The organism is Frankia sp. AgB1.9 (assembly GCF_016786355.1).
Lineage (GTDB): Bacteria > Actinomycetota > Actinomycetes > Frankiales > Frankiaceae > Pseudofrankia.
This window is the reverse complement of record NZ_JADWYX010000073.1, coordinates 1-14158: the sequence shown is the minus strand read 5'-3', so window position 1 is coordinate 14158 and position 14158 is coordinate 1. Positions and strand designations below refer to the sequence as shown.

Genomic DNA, 14158 nt, shown 5'->3' with positions numbered 1-14158 from the left:
GGACGCAGGAGGATAGCATCCGGGCCATGGCACGTACACCCGTCAACGTAACCGTAACTGGCGCCGCCGGGCAGATCGGATATGCGCTCCTTTTCCGGATCGCGTCCGGCCAGCTCCTCGGCCCGGACACCCCGGTCAAGCTGCGACTTCTCGAGATCCCGCAGGCGGTCAAGGCCGCCGAGGGAACGGCGCTCGAACTCGCCGACGGCGCCTTCCCGCTGCTTTCCGGCGTCGACATCTTCGACGACCCGACAAAGGCGTTCGCGGGCGCGAACGTCGCCCTGCTGGTGGGTGCGCGGCCGCGTACGGCGGGCATGGAGCGCGGTGACCTTCTCCAGGCCAACGGCGGCATCTTCAAGCCGCAGGGCGCGGCCATCAACGCCGGCGCGGCGGACGACATCAAGGTGCTCGTCGTCGGCAACCCGGCGAACACGAACGCCCTGATCGCCCAGACCAACGCCCCGGACGTCCCGGCGGAACGGTTCACGGCGATGACCCGTCTCGACCACAACCGGGCGCTGTCCCAGCTGGGCGCCAAGCTCGGCGTCGGCGTCACGGACATCAAGAAGCTCACCATCTGGGGCAACCACTCGGCGACCCAGTACCCGGACGTCTTCCACGCCGAGGTCGCCGGCAAGCCGGCCGCCGACCAGGTCGACGAGAAGTGGCTCGCCGACGAGTTCATCCCGACCGTGGCCAAGCGCGGCGCCGCGATCATCGCCGCTCGTGGCGCTTCGTCGGCAGCGTCGGCCGCCTCCGCCGCGATCGACCACGTCTACACCTGGGTGAACGGCACGGCCGCCGGTGACTGGACCTCGATGGCGATCCCGTCGGACGGCTCCTACGGCGTTCCGGCCGGCCTGATCTCGTCGTTCCCCGTCGTCACCAAGGACGGCGCGTACGAGATCGTCCAGGGCCTGGAGCTCAACGAGTTCTCCAAGACCCGCATCGACGCCTCGGTGGCGGAGCTGGTCGAGGAGCGCGACGCGATCCGGTCGCTCGGCCTCGTCTGAGCCGACCTGCCACTCGCCACACCGACCTGCCACGCGCCACACGGGCATGACGGGCTGACTGCCCGCCGCCGGACCATTCCGTCCGGCGGCGGGCAGCGCCGCCCGGTGGCGCAGCGGCGGCCGGCGGGGTAGACCTCCAGGCACGACGGAGGTGGGCGATGGACGCGATCACGACCGTTCCGGTGCCGGTCAACGAGCCGATACGGACGTATCCGGCCGGGAGCGCGGCGCGGGCGGCGTTGGCCACGCGCTGCGACGAGCTGGCCGCCGGACCCACCGAGCTGACCGCCGCGATCGGCGGGGAGCGCCGGCCCGGTGGCGGCCCGGCCGTCGACGTCGTCATGCCGCACGACCACAAGCACGTCCTCGGCGCCTTCCACGCGGCCACCGAGGACGACACCCGTTCGGCGCTGGACGCGGCGCGGGCGGCGGCGCCGGGCTGGCGGGCGCTGGGCGTCGACGGCCGGGCCGCGGTGTTCCTGCGCGCGGCCGAGCTGCTGGCCGGGCCCTGGCGGGACACGTTGAACGCGGCGACCATGCTCGGGCAGAGCAAGGTCGCGCACGAGGCCGAGATCGACGCCGCCTGCGAGCTGATCGACTTCTGGCGGTTCAACGTCGCGTTCGCCCGGCAGATCCTGGCCGAACAGCCGGCCTCGTCGCCAGGTGTCTGGAACCGGGCCGACTACCGCCCGCTGGAGGGCTTCGTCTACGCGATCACCCCGTTCAACTTCACCTCGATCGCCGCGAACCTGCCGACCGCTCCCGCGCTGATGGGCAACGTCGTCCTCTGGAAGCCCTCCCCCACCCAGCAGCTCGCCGCGCACTTCCTGATGGACCTGCTGGAGGCCGCCGGTCTGCCGCCTGGGGTGATCTCGATGCTTCCGGGCGACGGCCGGGCCGTCTCCGCTGTTGCGCTGGCCGAGCCCGACCTCGCCGGCATCCATTTCACCGGCTCCACGGCGACCTTCCAGCAGTTGTGGCGCCAGGTCGGCGAGCGGATCGGGCAGTACCGCGGCTATCCGCGGCTGGTCGGCGAGACCGGCGGCAAGGACTTCGTGCTGGCGCACCCGTCGGCCGACCCTGCGGTGCTGCGCACGGCGTTGCTGCGCGGCGCGTTCGAGTACCAGGGCCAGAAGTGCAGCGCCGCGTCCCGCGCCTATGTGCCCCGCTCGGTGTGGGAGCGGGTCCGTGACGATCTCGCCGGCGCCACGGAGGCACTGCAGCAGGGCGACGTGCTGGACCCGGCGGTCTTCCTCGGCGCGCTCATCGACGCCCGGTCCTTCGCCCGGGTGACGGCGGCCCTGGAGCGGGCACGGCGGGTCGACTCGCTGACGGTGCTGGCCGGCGGGCAGGCCGACGACAGCCGCGGCTGGTTCGTCCGCCCGACGGTTCTCGTCGGTTCGGACCCGGCCGACGAGGCGTTCACGACGGAGTACTTCGGCCCGGTGCTCGCCGTCCACGTGTATGCCGATTCCGACTATGACCGCCTGGTGGCCGGCCTGGCCGAGCCGGCCGCCCACCGCTATGCGCTGACCGGCGCGGTCATCGCCGAGGACCGGGCGGCCGCCGTAGCGGCGTCCGAGGCACTGCGGTTCGCCGCCGGCAACTTCTACGTCAACGACAAGCCGACCGGCGCCGTCGTCGGCCAGCAGCCGTTCGGCGGCGCCCGCGCCTCCGGCACCGACGACAAGGCCGGCTCGCCGCTGAACCTGCTGCGCTGGACCGCTCCTCGGGCGCTCAAGGAGAACCTGCGCCCGCCGACGGACCACCGCTACAAGGCCTGACCGCGCCAATTCGTTCGAGTTATTGGCGCAACGCCGGGCCACGGCCACGGAAAGCACCGCCGTGAGTTCGGTCTGAAACTCAGTTTTGATAAATACGAAACCGAGTACGGCTGGGACTGCAGCACCCTTGTTCGTGTGATGGACATTGGGCCGCAAGCGACCGCCGCCTGGCGAGACGCCGCTGCCCGATGCCCGAAGACGATGGCGCACGGCCCCTGCGCCGGCGTCGGCACGGATGGCGCCTGTGAGGTACCCGGTTTCGGGACCTGCACGTTCCTCGGCGTCCGCGCCGCCGACTGGCCGTACGCGCGAAGCCTCGGCGCCACCCCTCCCGGCCCGGACGCGGGACTGAACGGCGTGGCGAACGCCAGTCCGCACCCTCGGGTCGCCGCGTTCCGCGCGGCGGCGGCGACCCGGCCGGTCGTCGTGGCGGACCTGCCCGCGGCGCCGCTGTCGGCGGCCAGCCTGCGGGCGAGCGCCGCGACGCTCGCCGGTGCGGCCGATGCCTGCCTGCTCGGCGATCACGGCGGCGCCCGGATCCAGTTCCCGCCGTCCTACCGGGCGCGGCTGCTCGCCGACGAGGGCCTGGCGGCCTGGGTGGGCCTCAACTGCCGGGACCGCAACAGGGTCGCGATCGAGGGCGAGATCGCCGCCTGCCTCGACGCCGGGGCGGTCGCGGTCCACTGCGTGACCGGCGACCACCCGGCCCTCGGCCACCGCCCGGACGCGGCGGCGGTGTTCGACCTGGACAGCGTCGACCTCGTGGCCCTGGCCGCCGCGGCGGCGGCCCGCGACGGCGGCGCGCTGTGCTCGGTGGCGCACGCCCCGGCTACCCCGCCGACCGACCGGCGACTGGCCCGGCTGCTCACCAAGATCGACGCGGGCGCCGACGTGGTGTTCGTCGACCACTGCGGCGGGGCCGGGCCGGTCGCGGACGCCGTCGGCGAGCTGCGCGCGGCCGGGTTCGGCGGGCTGGTGCTCGCCTGCGTCCCGGTCGTCACGAGCGCCGCGTCGGCGGCCGTCGTCGCCTCGTTCGCGGGCGACCGGCTGCCGGCCGGGTACCTCGACCGGATCACGGGCGGCGCCGCCGGCCTGACCGCGGCCGAGATCACCGAGATCGAGACCGCCGGGATCGCGGAGGGCACCGAGCTCGCCGAACGGATGCTGGAGATCCCCGGCGTCGACGGCGTCAACCTGTCCGGCGGCGCTCCGCCCGGCCACGAGGTGGCACTCGCCGCTGCCATGGCCGAGATCGCGCGCCGGGTACTGGGCGGCTCCGGGCCGCCCGCCCGCCGCCGGTCCCGCGCGCCGGCCGCGAGGGTGGGGACTGGTGCACCTGGTGCAACCGGCGCATGAGTGAATATGAACGAACCGCCTACGGACGGACACAGTCACCAAGCGAGACAGCCACCAGGCGGGACAGGCCAGACGGGAGACACGGTGGTCGGACGGCGACTCGGTACCGGCGGACGGAAGGTCGCATGAGCTGGTTGCGTTCCGCGCGGACGGCGATGGGTGAGACCGTCGACGTCGAGCTGGCGAACGGGGTGATCGCACAGGTCGTGCCCGCCAGCCCGGCCGGCGCGATCACGGCGGCCGGGGTGGGCCCCGGCGATGTCGACCTGTCCGGCCACGTGCTGCTGGCGTCGTTCGTCGAGCCACACGCGCACCTGGACAAGGCGCTGACCGCGTCGCTGGTCCCGAACCTCACCGGAGACCTGCTCGGCGCGGTCGCCGCGATGGACACGCTGCGGCCGATGACGACGCGGGCGGACATCATCGCCCGCGCCGAGGCGGCGCTGCGCATCCACCTCGCGTTCGGCACCACTCACATCCGTACCCACGTCAACGTGCTGACCGGGGTGGGCCTCGAAGGGCTCGAGGCGCTCATCGAGGTCAGGGAGCGCTGGCGCGGTGTGGTCGACCTGCAGCTGGCCGCCCTCGTCAACGACACGTCCGGGCCGCTGCTGCGGGCGGCACTGCGCCTGGGCGCGGACGTCGCCGGCGGCTGCCCGCACATGGAGGACGACCCGGACCGGGCCGTCGCCGCGTGCCTGGACGCGGCCGGCGAGGCCGGTGTGCCGATCGACCTGCACACCGACGAGACCCTCGACCCGGCGGCGCTGAGCCTGGTGACGATGGCCGACCTGGTCAGCCGCACCGGCTTCCCGCACCAGGTGACGGCGAGCCACTGCGTGAGCCTCTCGATGCAGCCGCTCGACCGGCAGGAGGAGATCGCCGAGCAGGTCGCCGCCGCCGGGATCGCCGTCGTCGCGCTCCCGCAGACCAACCTGTTCCTGCAGGGCCGCGGCCACCCGGTCGCGACACCGCGCGGGCTGACCGCCGTCGCGCCGCTGCTGCGGGCCGGGGCGACCGTCGCCGCCGGCGGCGACAACCTGCGCGACCCGTTCCACCTCGTCGGCCGGGGCGACGCCCTGGAGGTCGCGGCGCTGATGGTCATCGCCGGCCACCTCGACCCGGCCCGCGCGCTGCACACGGTCACCGAGGCGCCCCGCGCGGCGCTGGGCCTGCCGGCGGTCGACCTCTCCCCGGGCGCGGCCGCCGACCTCGTCGCGATCCCGGGCACCGACGCCCTCGACGCCCTGGGCGCCGCCGGCGTCGCCCGCACCGTCTGGCGGGACGGGCGGATCGTCGCCCACACCGTCGTGCACTCCGAGCTCGCCGTGCCACCGACGGTCCTGGGCGGCCCGGGGCCGGCACCGTCGCTGGCGAGCCTCTCCTCCGGATCGAAGGCCTAGCCGATGACGATGACGACCGAGCCCCGGCCCGGGGCCGCCACGGCGCTGCGCTTCGCCGGGGTCAGCAAGAGGTTCAAGGACGGGACGGTCGCGCTGGCGGCAGCGGACCTGACTGTCGCGCCCGGCGAGTTCGTCTCCGTCGTCGGCCCGTCCGGCTGCGGCAAGTCGACACTGCTGCGCCTGGCCAGCGGCCTGGACGACGTGACCGACGGCGAGGTCGACGTCCACTCGAAGTCCGTCGGCTACGTCTTCCAGGACGCCACCCTGCTGCCCTGGCGCAGCGTGCGGGACAACGTCCGGCTGCTCGCCGAGCTGGAGGGCCTGCCGAAGGCCGAGCGCGAGCAGCGGGTGGCCGCGGCGATCGAGCTCGTCGGGCTGGCCGGCTTCGAGAAGCACCTGCCGCACGAGCTGTCCGGCGGCATGCGGATGCGCACGTCGCTGGCCCGGTCGATGGTGCTCGCCCCGGACGTCTTCCTGTTCGACGAGCCGTTCGGGGCGCTGGACGAGATCACCCGGGAACGGCTCAACGACGAGCTGCTGCGGATGTTCACCCAGCAGCGGTTCGCGGCGCTGTTCATCACCCACTCGGTGGCCGAGGCGGTGTTCATGTCCAGCCGGGTGCTGGTGATGACCGCCCGGCCGGGCCGGATCAAGGCCGAGGTCAGCGTCCCGTTCGCCTACCCGCGCGTCCCGGAGATCCGGTACAGCGCCGAGTTCGCCGCGCTCTGCGGCGAGGTCTCCCGTCATCTCAGGGACGAGTGAGGATCATGTCGCTTGACTCCGTGACGCCGGCGGGCTCCGCCGGGCCGGTCGTGGCCGCCGCGCCGCCGGGGCCCGATGGCCTGCTGGTGCCGCACGCGGCCGACTTCGCCGTGGCCCAGGGCCAGGCGGGGGCCTTCCGGCTGCGCGGGGCGGTCGGGTTCGTCAACAAGTTCCTGCTGCCGCTGACCGTGTTCGCGGTGTTCATCGGCGGCTGGTACCTGGTGACCTGGCTCGCGCTCACGCCGCGGCAGCGCTTCATGCTGCCGTTCCCCCATGAGGTCATCAAGGTCGGCTTCTTCGACTGGTCGAACCTCAAGGCCATCCTGAACGCGCTGGAGTACACCTGCATCGTCACGTTCCTGGGCCTGGCCATCTCGATCGTGCTCGGCGTGCTCGCGGCGATCCTGATGAACCAGGCGAAGTGGCTGGAGAACGGGCTCTACCCGTGGGCGGTCGTCCTGCAGACGGTGCCGATCCTCGCGCTGACGCCGGTGCTGAGCTTCTTCTTCGGGTTCGCGCTGACCAGCCGGACGATCGTCTGCGTCATCATCGCGTTCTTCCCGATCGTGTCGAACACCTTGTTCGGCCTGCAGTCCGTCGACCGCGGCATGCACGAGCTCTTCTCGCTGCACCGGACCGGTCGCCTGACCCGGCTGTGGAAACTGCAGCTGCCCGCCGCGATGCCGGCGATGTTCGCCGGTTTCCGGGTCGCCGCCGGGCTCTCGGTGATCGGCGCGATCGTCGGGGAGTTCTTCTTCAAGCAGGGCAATGCCGGGCTCGGCACCAACCTGTCCGTGTACGAGTCGCGGCTCGAAGGCGAGCGGCTGTGGGCGACGACCATTGTCGCCAGCCTGCTCGGGATAGCTGTCTTCGTGTTCTTCGGCTGGCTCTCCCGCCGCGTCGTCGGCCGGTGGTACCAGCCCAAGCGAGGCTGAACCCCTCGTCTTCTCGCGGCGCGAGCATTCGCGGCGCGAGAACTCGCATCACCGCACCACAAGCTCCATGTCCATCAACGCCATCCCAGGCCGCAGCGCCTGAGGACGCAGGGGGAGACTCGTTGACCGTCTCATCTAGGTCCATTAGCGGGATCGCGCGCCTGGGCCGCGGCCGGCTCGTCGCCGCCACGGCGGCTGCTGCCACCGTCGCCCTGGTCGCCGCCGCCTGTGGCGGCAGCACCACCGGCGGCTCGTCCGGCACGCCGGCGTCCGCCGCCGCCGGCGGCTCGGTGCCAGCGCAGTACGACCTCAAGGCAGCCGGCTGCCCGAGCACGATCGTGCTGCAGTCCGACTGGAACCCGGAGTCGGAGCACGGCGGCCAGTACCAGCTGCTCGGCCCGAACCCGTCGATCGACACCAAGAAGAAGTCCGTCACCGGTGAGCTGGTGGCCCACGGCGGCGTCGACACCGGGGTGAAGCTGCAGATCCGCGCCGGCGGCCCGGCGATCGGTTTCCAGACCGTCACCTCGCAGCTGTACGCCGACAACAGCATCACGATCGGCTACGTCTCCACCGACGAGCAGATCCAGCTGTCGAAGACCCAGCCGACCGTCGCGCTGCTGGCCGGGCTCGAGAAGAGCCCCCAGATGATCCAGTGGGACCCGGCCACGCACCCGGACTTCAAGACCATCGCCGACATCGGCAAGACCGACACCAAGGTCCTGTACTTCCAGGGCGCGGCCTACATGGACTACTTCACCGGCTCCGGCATCCTGAAGAAGAGCCAGATCGACGGCTCCTACGACGGCACGCCGACGAACTTCGTCGCCTCCGGCGGTAAGTACGCCGTCCAGGGCTTCGCGACCTCCGAGCCGTACACCTGGTCGCACGAGGTCCGGTCCTGGGACAAGCCGCTGAAGTACCAGCTGGTCGCCGACGCGGGCTTCAACTTCTACCAGCAGGCCATCGGCGTGCGGGCCGACAAGGAAGCCGCGCTCAAGCCCTGCCTGACCAAGCTGATCCCGATCATGCAGCAGGCGATCGTCGACTTCGTCGGCAACCCCGGCTCGACCAACAAGCTCATCGTCGACCTGGTGAACAAGTACAACAACGGCTGGACCTACTCGGACGGCGTCGCGGACTACGCCGTCTCGACGATGAAGTCGCTGGGCATCATCGGCGACGGCGCCACCCCGACCCTGGGTGACTTCGACAGCGCGCGCGTCCAGCAGCTGATCGGCATTCTCACGCCGATCTACGACAAGGAAGGCAAGCCGGCCAAGGCTGGCCTCGTGCCGACCGACCTGTACGACAACTCGTTCCTCGACACGAAGATCGGCCTGACCTCCTAGGTCTGATCGTCTTCAAGAAAGCCCCGGTCCCGGTGGCCGCCCCTGCCAGGGCGGTCACCGGGACCTCCCGTATCCCGTATCCGTATCGCTGGAAGGCCCGTATCTCTGGAAAGGAGATGCATGGCGGAACCCACGGTCCGCCCCCGCTTCGAACAGGCACGGCTGCCCGAGCCGACGCCGGTCGATCCGGAGGCGGTCAAGAGCCTCGACGCCGAGCTGAGCCGGATCCTCGGCGCGGACACCGTCGCCCGGGACGACGCCGCGCGGCTGACCGCGTCGGCCGACTGGGCCCATATGAGCCCGGTGTTGGCGCCGATGCTGCCCGGCGGTGTGGCGGACCTCGTCGTCCGCCCGCCGGACGCCGACGGGATCGCGGCCGCGGTCGGCGCGGCGCACCGCCACGGGGTCCCGGTCACCGTCCGCGGGCAGGGCACCGGGAACTACGGCCAGGGCATCCCGCTGTTCGGCGGGCTGGTGATCGACACGTCCCGGGCGACGAAGGTGCTCGCCGTCGAGGACGGCTGGATCACCGCCGAGGCCGGCGCGTCGTTCGTCCTGATGGAGAAGGCCGCGCTGGCCACCGGCCAGGAGCTGGCCATCATGCCGTCGACGGTCGGCTCCACGATCGGCGGCTTCATCGCGGGCGGCGCCGGCGGCACCGGCTCGATCGCGAACGGCGCGATCTGGGACGGCTACATCCGCTCGCTGCGGGTCGTGCCGTGCACCGACAGCGCCATCCCGGTCGACGTCGGCTATCCGGACAACATCGCGCAGTCACACGCCTACGGCGTCAGCGGCGTCATCTCGACCGCCACCGTCGCCCTGCGCCCGGCGCGGCAGTGGACCGCACTGTTCACCTCGTTCCCCGAGCTGGACGGCGCCGTCGCGGCCGGCCTGGACCTGTTCGACCTGGAGCCGACGCCCCGGCTGCTGTCCCTGGACGAGGCGGGCGTCGTCGCCACCTACCGCCCGGCCGACCCTGCGATGCCGGCCGACCGGCTGTCCGTGCGTGGGATCGTCACCGAGGACAGCGTCGACGCGGCGACCGCGATCGTCGAGCGCCACGGCGGCCGGGTCGAGGCCGTCCGGCCGAAGGGGCCGGCGCTGGTGACGTCGCTGTCCTACAACCACACCACCTACCGGGTCCGGAAGGTCCGCCCGGAGCTCACCCACCTGCAGTGCTCGGGTCCCGGCCTGACCGGGCGGCGCGCCGAGGTGGCTGAGATCGCCCCCGAGTCGCTGCTGCACCTGGAGGGTTTCTTCCAGCCGGACACCGGCCGGCCCGACTGGGCGTCGATGCTGTTCCTGCGCTTCGACGATGTCGACACCCTCTACGACCGGATGGCCCGGCTCGCCGACGTCGAGGTCTACGTCAACGACCCGCACACCTGGATGCTGCACTACAACGTCGACCTCATCCGGGCGGCCGCGGCCCGCTTCGACCCCGACGGCCTGCTCAACCCCGGCAAGCTGCCGGCGGCCTGACTGTCGCCCCTCCCCCAGCCGGGTCGCGTTCCCGACAAGGCTGCTCGTCAGGTTCCCGACAAGGCTGCTCGTCAGGTTCCCGACAAGGACCGCGGAACCGGGCCGGTTGGGGCCGCGTCCAACCGGCCATGCTTGCGCGACGTGAGTTCCTGCGAGGCGCGGCCCTGGCCGCCGCCGGTCTCGGGGTGGGCACGCTGGCCACCGGGTGCGGATCGAACGGCTCCCCCAGCGGGACGGTGGCGACGGCCGACGACCAGCGCCGCGCGGCCGCGGACGGCCCCGCCCTCCCCGGGGCCGCCGCCGCCGTCACCGCCTTCAGCGCCGATCTGTACCGGCGGCTCTCAGCGGCCGCCACCGGCAACCTGATCTGCTCGCCGTACTCGGCGGTCATGGCCCTGGCCATGGCGCGCGCCGGCGCCGTCGGACGCACGGCCACCGAGCTGGACACCGTGCTGCACGCCCCGACGGCCGGTGGCGGCGACCCGCTGGGGCCTGGGTTGAACGCGCTGGCCCTGGCACTGGGCGCCCGGGCCGGCGCACGCAAGGACATGCACGGCGTGAAGGCGACGATCAGCCTCGACGTGGCGAACGCGCTCTGGGGCCAGGACGGCGAGAAGTGGGAGGAGCCGTTCCTGGCCACCCTGGCCCGGTACTACGGCGCGGGCATGCGGCTCGTCGACTACCGCGCCGACTCGGCCGGCGCCGCGAAAGCGATCAACGCCTGGACCTCGCAGCAGACCAAGGGCCGCATTCCCAAGATCGTCGACGGTCTGGACCCGTCCACCCGCCTGGTGCTCGCCAACGCCCTCTACCTGCGTGCCCCCTGGAACTCGCCGTTCGGCGACGCCCGGCCCGGGCCGTTCACCCGCCTCGACGGCTCAGTCGTCCAGGCGCAGCTGATGAACGTCGACGCGTACGACGCGGGCTACACGACCGGGCCTGACTGGCAGGCGGTCGACGTCCCCTATGCCGGCGGCGAGCTGGCGATGGCGGTGATCCTGCCCGACCAGGGCCGGTTCGAGGCGGTCCGCGCCGCCCTCGACGGGACCGCGCTACGCAGCCTGCTGACCGGCCTACAGGTGACCGGCATCCAGCTGGACCTGCCGAAGTGGACGACCCGCACCCACCTCCGCCTCGACGACGCGCTGGTCGCCCTCGGCATGCCCACCGCGTTCGGCGACGGCGCCGACTTCAGCGGCATGACCACGACCGAACGGCTTTCCATCGCCGCGGTCCCGCAGGAGGCCTTCGTCGCCGTAGACGAGCACGGCACCGAGGCCGCGGCCGCCACCGCCGTCGTCATGGGCGTCTCGGCGATCGTGGCACCGAAGCGCAAGGTGACCGTCAACCGCCCCTACCTGTACATCATCCACGACCGCCCCACCGGCACCCCACTCTTCCTCGGCCACGTAGCCGACCCGACCGCCGTCTGAGCCCGCAGCCCGCCGGGCCTCTCAGATCTTTGCTCCGCGCGCCGGCCCGGGCTCGCTCCGCTCAGACTCCAGCGCCATGTTCGAGGTATGTGGGGCCGCCGGAGGAGCGGACGGCGATGGCGGCTAGAACACGCCGGCTGAGGCGGGGCGGCAGGACAGCCGGTATATCGGCGACGGCCGTGAAGCTCCAGCCTGTCAGTTCCTCTGCCTGGAGCGCGATGTCGCGTTGCCAGCGCCGAGCCAGGGTGCCGCCGTCGAACAGAAAGAGGATCTTGTCGCCTTCGTCTGCGGCCGGCGCCCAGTCGACGACCAGGAGTCCGCCGATGGGCGGTTCAATCCCAAGCTCTTCGCGCACTTCGCGGATGCAGGCTGCTCGGGGCGACTCGCCAGGCTCGACATAGCCGCCGGGTACCTCAAAGCCTCGCTTGTAGGAGGGGTCGACAAGAAGCACCTGGTCGTGATCGTCGAAGAACAGTACTCCAGCCGCGACCCGGGGTGTCGCGATCGGCGGGGTTGCACTATTCATAGCGGTAGACCACCGGGCTTCGGTCGGAACGGATCGCGCGTCGGGTCGCTTCCAGGATGCGCTGGTCCTGGTTGTAGCAGCGGCGCCAGATCAACAGGACATGGGCGCCTCTCGGAAGGCCGAGTCGCGACCGTTCGTCGGAGGTGGCTATGCGTTCGGTGACAGTATCTTCCCAGCGGAGCACGTGGCCGGCGTCTGTCATCCGCGAGTACATCCCGCCCGGACCTGTGCTGAGTTGTCGCAGGATGGGCAACTCACCGGTGATCTGCGGAGAGAACCACGTGATGGCGATCTGGAGCGGCTCGCGCTGACCGTCGATCATCTGGCCCTGCGTGCGGTCGCGTTCCACAACGGGTGTGCCGATCGGCACCGCGAGCCAAGAAGCGACCTCAGCCGAGGCGCCGGTGTCGCGGATGACCGTGTCGGTGAAAGGCTCGGCCCCCGCTTCGACAACGCTGAGCAGAAAGCCACGCCAGACACCCTCCTGCCGCGTGACATCGGAAGCCTGACGAGTCATGCCCGCTGACGGGCCAACGATGGCGCCCCGGCCGGGCACCAACTCGATCAGGTCGCGGTCGGCGAGCATCGCCAACGCGCGCCGCACGGTCGAGATCACAACGCCGTGTTGGGCAGCCAGGTTGGCCCACGACGGCAGCCAGGTGCCTGGCTTGAGGGTGCCATTCTCGATCTGGAGCGCGAGAGCGTCCGCGAGTTGGGTTGCCTTCGCGGGCTGGCGCGGCATGAACGGTAGTCCCTTCTGTTACCCGTGGTCCGGTCCTTGATCGCTCATCTACAGACTACGGTCCGCCTACCCGCCTGGTGGTCCTCGCACGCCAGTTATGCATCGTAAGGGCTTGACGAGCCCCTACAACCTCCTTACGGTTGCCTAGACGGCAATCGGGATGGCGGACGGTCGGCCAGGGGCTGGCGCGTCGCTCGCGGCTAGCCCCTCGCGAAGGGACGATCATGGTGGAAGCACCTGTCCACGCAGCCCAGGAGGCGCGTGCGCCCGCCGTGGGCAGGGTGTCTGCCCCTGGTCCCGGATTGGTGAGCCGAGAGCCTTTGCGAGGGGCTAACGCGGCGCTGAGTTCGGAGCCGGCGGCACGGAAACGCATCGAAGGATACTTCCGTTCGGTCGGGCTACATTTCAGCGCAAGACCGGATGTGGCGGCGATGGTGGTGACGCATATGCTGCCGGACCGGCCATATTTTCTCGATGGCCTGGCAGGGCTCACTAGCGTGGGAGCGGTGCTGCCGAAGCCGCGATCGTGTGATGCCGCCACGATGGAGGCCATTGCATCGCGGTACCGCTGCGATTCCTTAGATCGGGAGCAGTTTCTTGACCGGAGCCTCGTTCTCGACTATCTAGAGAGTCGCGTCGGCGGCCGAGACGTCGTTCTGCTAGACATTGGCGGCTATTTTGCGCCGACTCTCCGGTACGTGACGGGCCGGTTCAGCGGTCACATTCTAGGTGTTGTCGAGGATACGGAGAACGGATACCAGAAGTACGTTGCGGCCGGGAAGCCTCCATGCCCGGTGGTGTCCGTCGCTCGCAGCCCTCTCAAGCTGCCCGAAGACTACCTCGTCGGCCAGTCGATTGTCTTTTCGACGGAATCGCTCCTCCGGTTGCACGGCGATATTCTGCACGGTGGCGAGACGTGCGTCATCGGCTACGGGAAGATCGGCCGTAGTGTCGCGAACACCCTGCGGGCAAAGTCTGTGCGGACGACCGTCTACGAGACTGATCCCGTGCGAGCTGTGGAGGCGATGTCGCACGGCTTCTCAGTGAGCGGGTCCAAGGCGGCGGCGCTGAGGAGGGCGCACCTGGTGGTCTGCGCGACCGGGCAGCGTGCACTGGTCGGCGACGACTTCGCTCGGCTGCGGCCGGGTGCGTACGTGGCGTCGGTGACGTCGTCGGATGACGAGCTTGATCTTACGAACGTCGTCCTGTCCTATGAAGAACGAATCCTCGGCCCGCACGTGACTCGCCTGTCGGCCGGTGGGCACTATTTCTACCTTCTGAACCACGGAAATGCCGTGAACTTCGTTCACGGCGCGACCGTCGGCCCCTTCATCTTTCTGGTGCAGAGGGAGATCCTGGCGGCGGTG

Annotated in this window: 12 protein-coding genes; 10 read left to right on the top strand and 2 right to left on the bottom strand. The window is 71.0% G+C overall.

Annotation, left to right across the window (positions count from 1 at the left end):
- Positions 1–26: 26 nt before the first annotated feature.
- The 9 genes from I6A60_RS25885 (at position 27) to I6A60_RS25845 (ending at position 11523) form a co-directional block, all read left to right on the top strand.
- On the top strand, positions 27–1013 hold the full coding sequence (locus I6A60_RS25885; RefSeq protein ID WP_203024411.1) for a malate dehydrogenase: 987 nt from the start codon (positions 27–29) through the stop codon (positions 1011–1013).
- Between the two features lie 158 nt (positions 1014–1171).
- Entirely contained in the window at positions 1172–2797 is a 1626-nt protein-coding gene (gene pruA / locus I6A60_RS25880; protein ID WP_203024410.1) for an L-glutamate gamma-semialdehyde dehydrogenase, read from the top strand.
- 201 nt (positions 2798–2998) lie between these two features.
- Positions 2999–4153 carry a methylenetetrahydrofolate reductase gene (locus tag I6A60_RS25875; RefSeq protein ID WP_238436252.1) on the top strand — a complete coding sequence of 385 codons (1155 nt, stop codon included), beginning with the start codon at positions 2999–3001 and terminating at the stop codon, positions 4151–4153.
- A gap of 125 nt (positions 4154–4278) precedes the next feature.
- Positions 4279–5556: an amidohydrolase family protein gene (locus tag I6A60_RS25870; RefSeq protein ID WP_203042404.1), complete on the top strand. Its 1278-nt coding sequence runs from the start codon at positions 4279–4281 to the stop codon at positions 5554–5556.
- A gap of 3 nt (positions 5557–5559) precedes the next feature.
- On the top strand, positions 5560–6318 hold the full coding sequence (locus tag I6A60_RS25865; protein WP_203025293.1) for an ABC transporter ATP-binding protein: 759 nt from the start codon (positions 5560–5562) through the stop codon (positions 6316–6318).
- Positions 6319–6323: 5 nt separating this feature from the next.
- Complete coding sequence (locus tag I6A60_RS25860; RefSeq protein WP_203025292.1) at positions 6324–7253, top strand: ABC transporter permease; 930 nt, start codon at positions 6324–6326, stop codon at positions 7251–7253.
- A gap of 122 nt (positions 7254–7375) precedes the next feature.
- A complete protein-coding gene (locus tag I6A60_RS25855; RefSeq protein WP_203025291.1) occupies positions 7376–8605 on the top strand; it encodes an ABC transporter substrate-binding protein in 1230 nt (409 codons plus the stop codon).
- Between the two features lie 120 nt (positions 8606–8725).
- Positions 8726–10090: an FAD-binding oxidoreductase gene (locus I6A60_RS25850; RefSeq protein ID WP_203025290.1), complete on the top strand. Its 1365-nt coding sequence runs from the start codon at positions 8726–8728 to the stop codon at positions 10088–10090.
- A gap of 128 nt (positions 10091–10218) precedes the next feature.
- Complete coding sequence (locus tag I6A60_RS25845; protein ID WP_203025289.1) at positions 10219–11523, top strand: serpin family protein; 1305 nt, start codon at positions 10219–10221, stop codon at positions 11521–11523.
- Positions 11524–11584: 61 nt separating this feature from the next.
- On the opposite strand, the gene I6A60_RS25840 is transcribed toward I6A60_RS25845, so the two are convergent.
- Both I6A60_RS25840 and I6A60_RS25835 read right to left on the bottom strand, forming a co-directional pair.
- Positions 11585–12049, bottom strand: a complete 465-nt coding sequence (locus I6A60_RS25840) for an NUDIX hydrolase (protein ID WP_203025288.1) — start codon at positions 12047–12049, stop codon at positions 11585–11587.
- Positions 12042–12791 carry a GntR family transcriptional regulator gene (locus I6A60_RS25835; protein WP_203025287.1) on the bottom strand — a complete coding sequence of 250 codons (750 nt, stop codon included), beginning with the start codon at positions 12789–12791 and terminating at the stop codon, positions 12042–12044. The genes I6A60_RS25840 and I6A60_RS25835 overlap by 8 nt, the downstream gene beginning before the upstream one ends.
- A gap of 542 nt (positions 12792–13333) precedes the next feature.
- On the opposite strand from I6A60_RS25835, the gene I6A60_RS25830 reads away from it, so the two are divergent.
- Positions 13334–14158: adenosylhomocysteinase (locus tag I6A60_RS25830; RefSeq protein ID WP_238436251.1), on the top strand; the 825-nt coding region annotated here is incomplete at its 3' end.

What these genes read in the sequence shown, in the direction of transcription:
- I6A60_RS25885 (WP_203024411.1), top strand. Translation starts at nt 27, where the DNA reads ATGGCACGTACACCCGTCAACGTAACCGTAACTGGCGCCGCCGGGCAG.
- pruA (WP_203024410.1), top strand. Translation starts at nt 1,172, where the DNA reads ATGGACGCGATCACGACCGTTCCGGTGCCGGTCAACGAGCCGATACGG.
- I6A60_RS25875 (WP_238436252.1), top strand. Translation starts at nt 2,999, where the DNA reads ATGGCGCACGGCCCCTGCGCCGGCGTCGGCACGGATGGCGCCTGTGAG.
- I6A60_RS25870 (WP_203042404.1), top strand. Translation starts at nt 4,279, where the DNA reads ATGAGCTGGTTGCGTTCCGCGCGGACGGCGATGGGTGAGACCGTCGAC.
- I6A60_RS25865 (WP_203025293.1), top strand. Translation starts at nt 5,560, where the DNA reads ATGACGATGACGACCGAGCCCCGGCCCGGGGCCGCCACGGCGCTGCGC.
- I6A60_RS25860 (WP_203025292.1), top strand. Translation starts at nt 6,324, where the DNA reads ATGTCGCTTGACTCCGTGACGCCGGCGGGCTCCGCCGGGCCGGTCGTG.
- I6A60_RS25850 (WP_203025290.1), top strand. Translation starts at nt 8,726, where the DNA reads ATGGCGGAACCCACGGTCCGCCCCCGCTTCGAACAGGCACGGCTGCCC.
- I6A60_RS25845 (WP_203025289.1), top strand. Translation starts at nt 10,219, where the DNA reads ATGCTTGCGCGACGTGAGTTCCTGCGAGGCGCGGCCCTGGCCGCCGCC.
- I6A60_RS25840 (WP_203025288.1), bottom strand. Translation starts at nt 12,049, where the DNA reads ATGAATAGTGCAACCCCGCCGATCGCGACACCCCGGGTCGCGGCTGGA.
- I6A60_RS25835 (WP_203025287.1), bottom strand. Translation starts at nt 12,791, where the DNA reads ATGCCGCGCCAGCCCGCGAAGGCAACCCAACTCGCGGACGCTCTCGCG.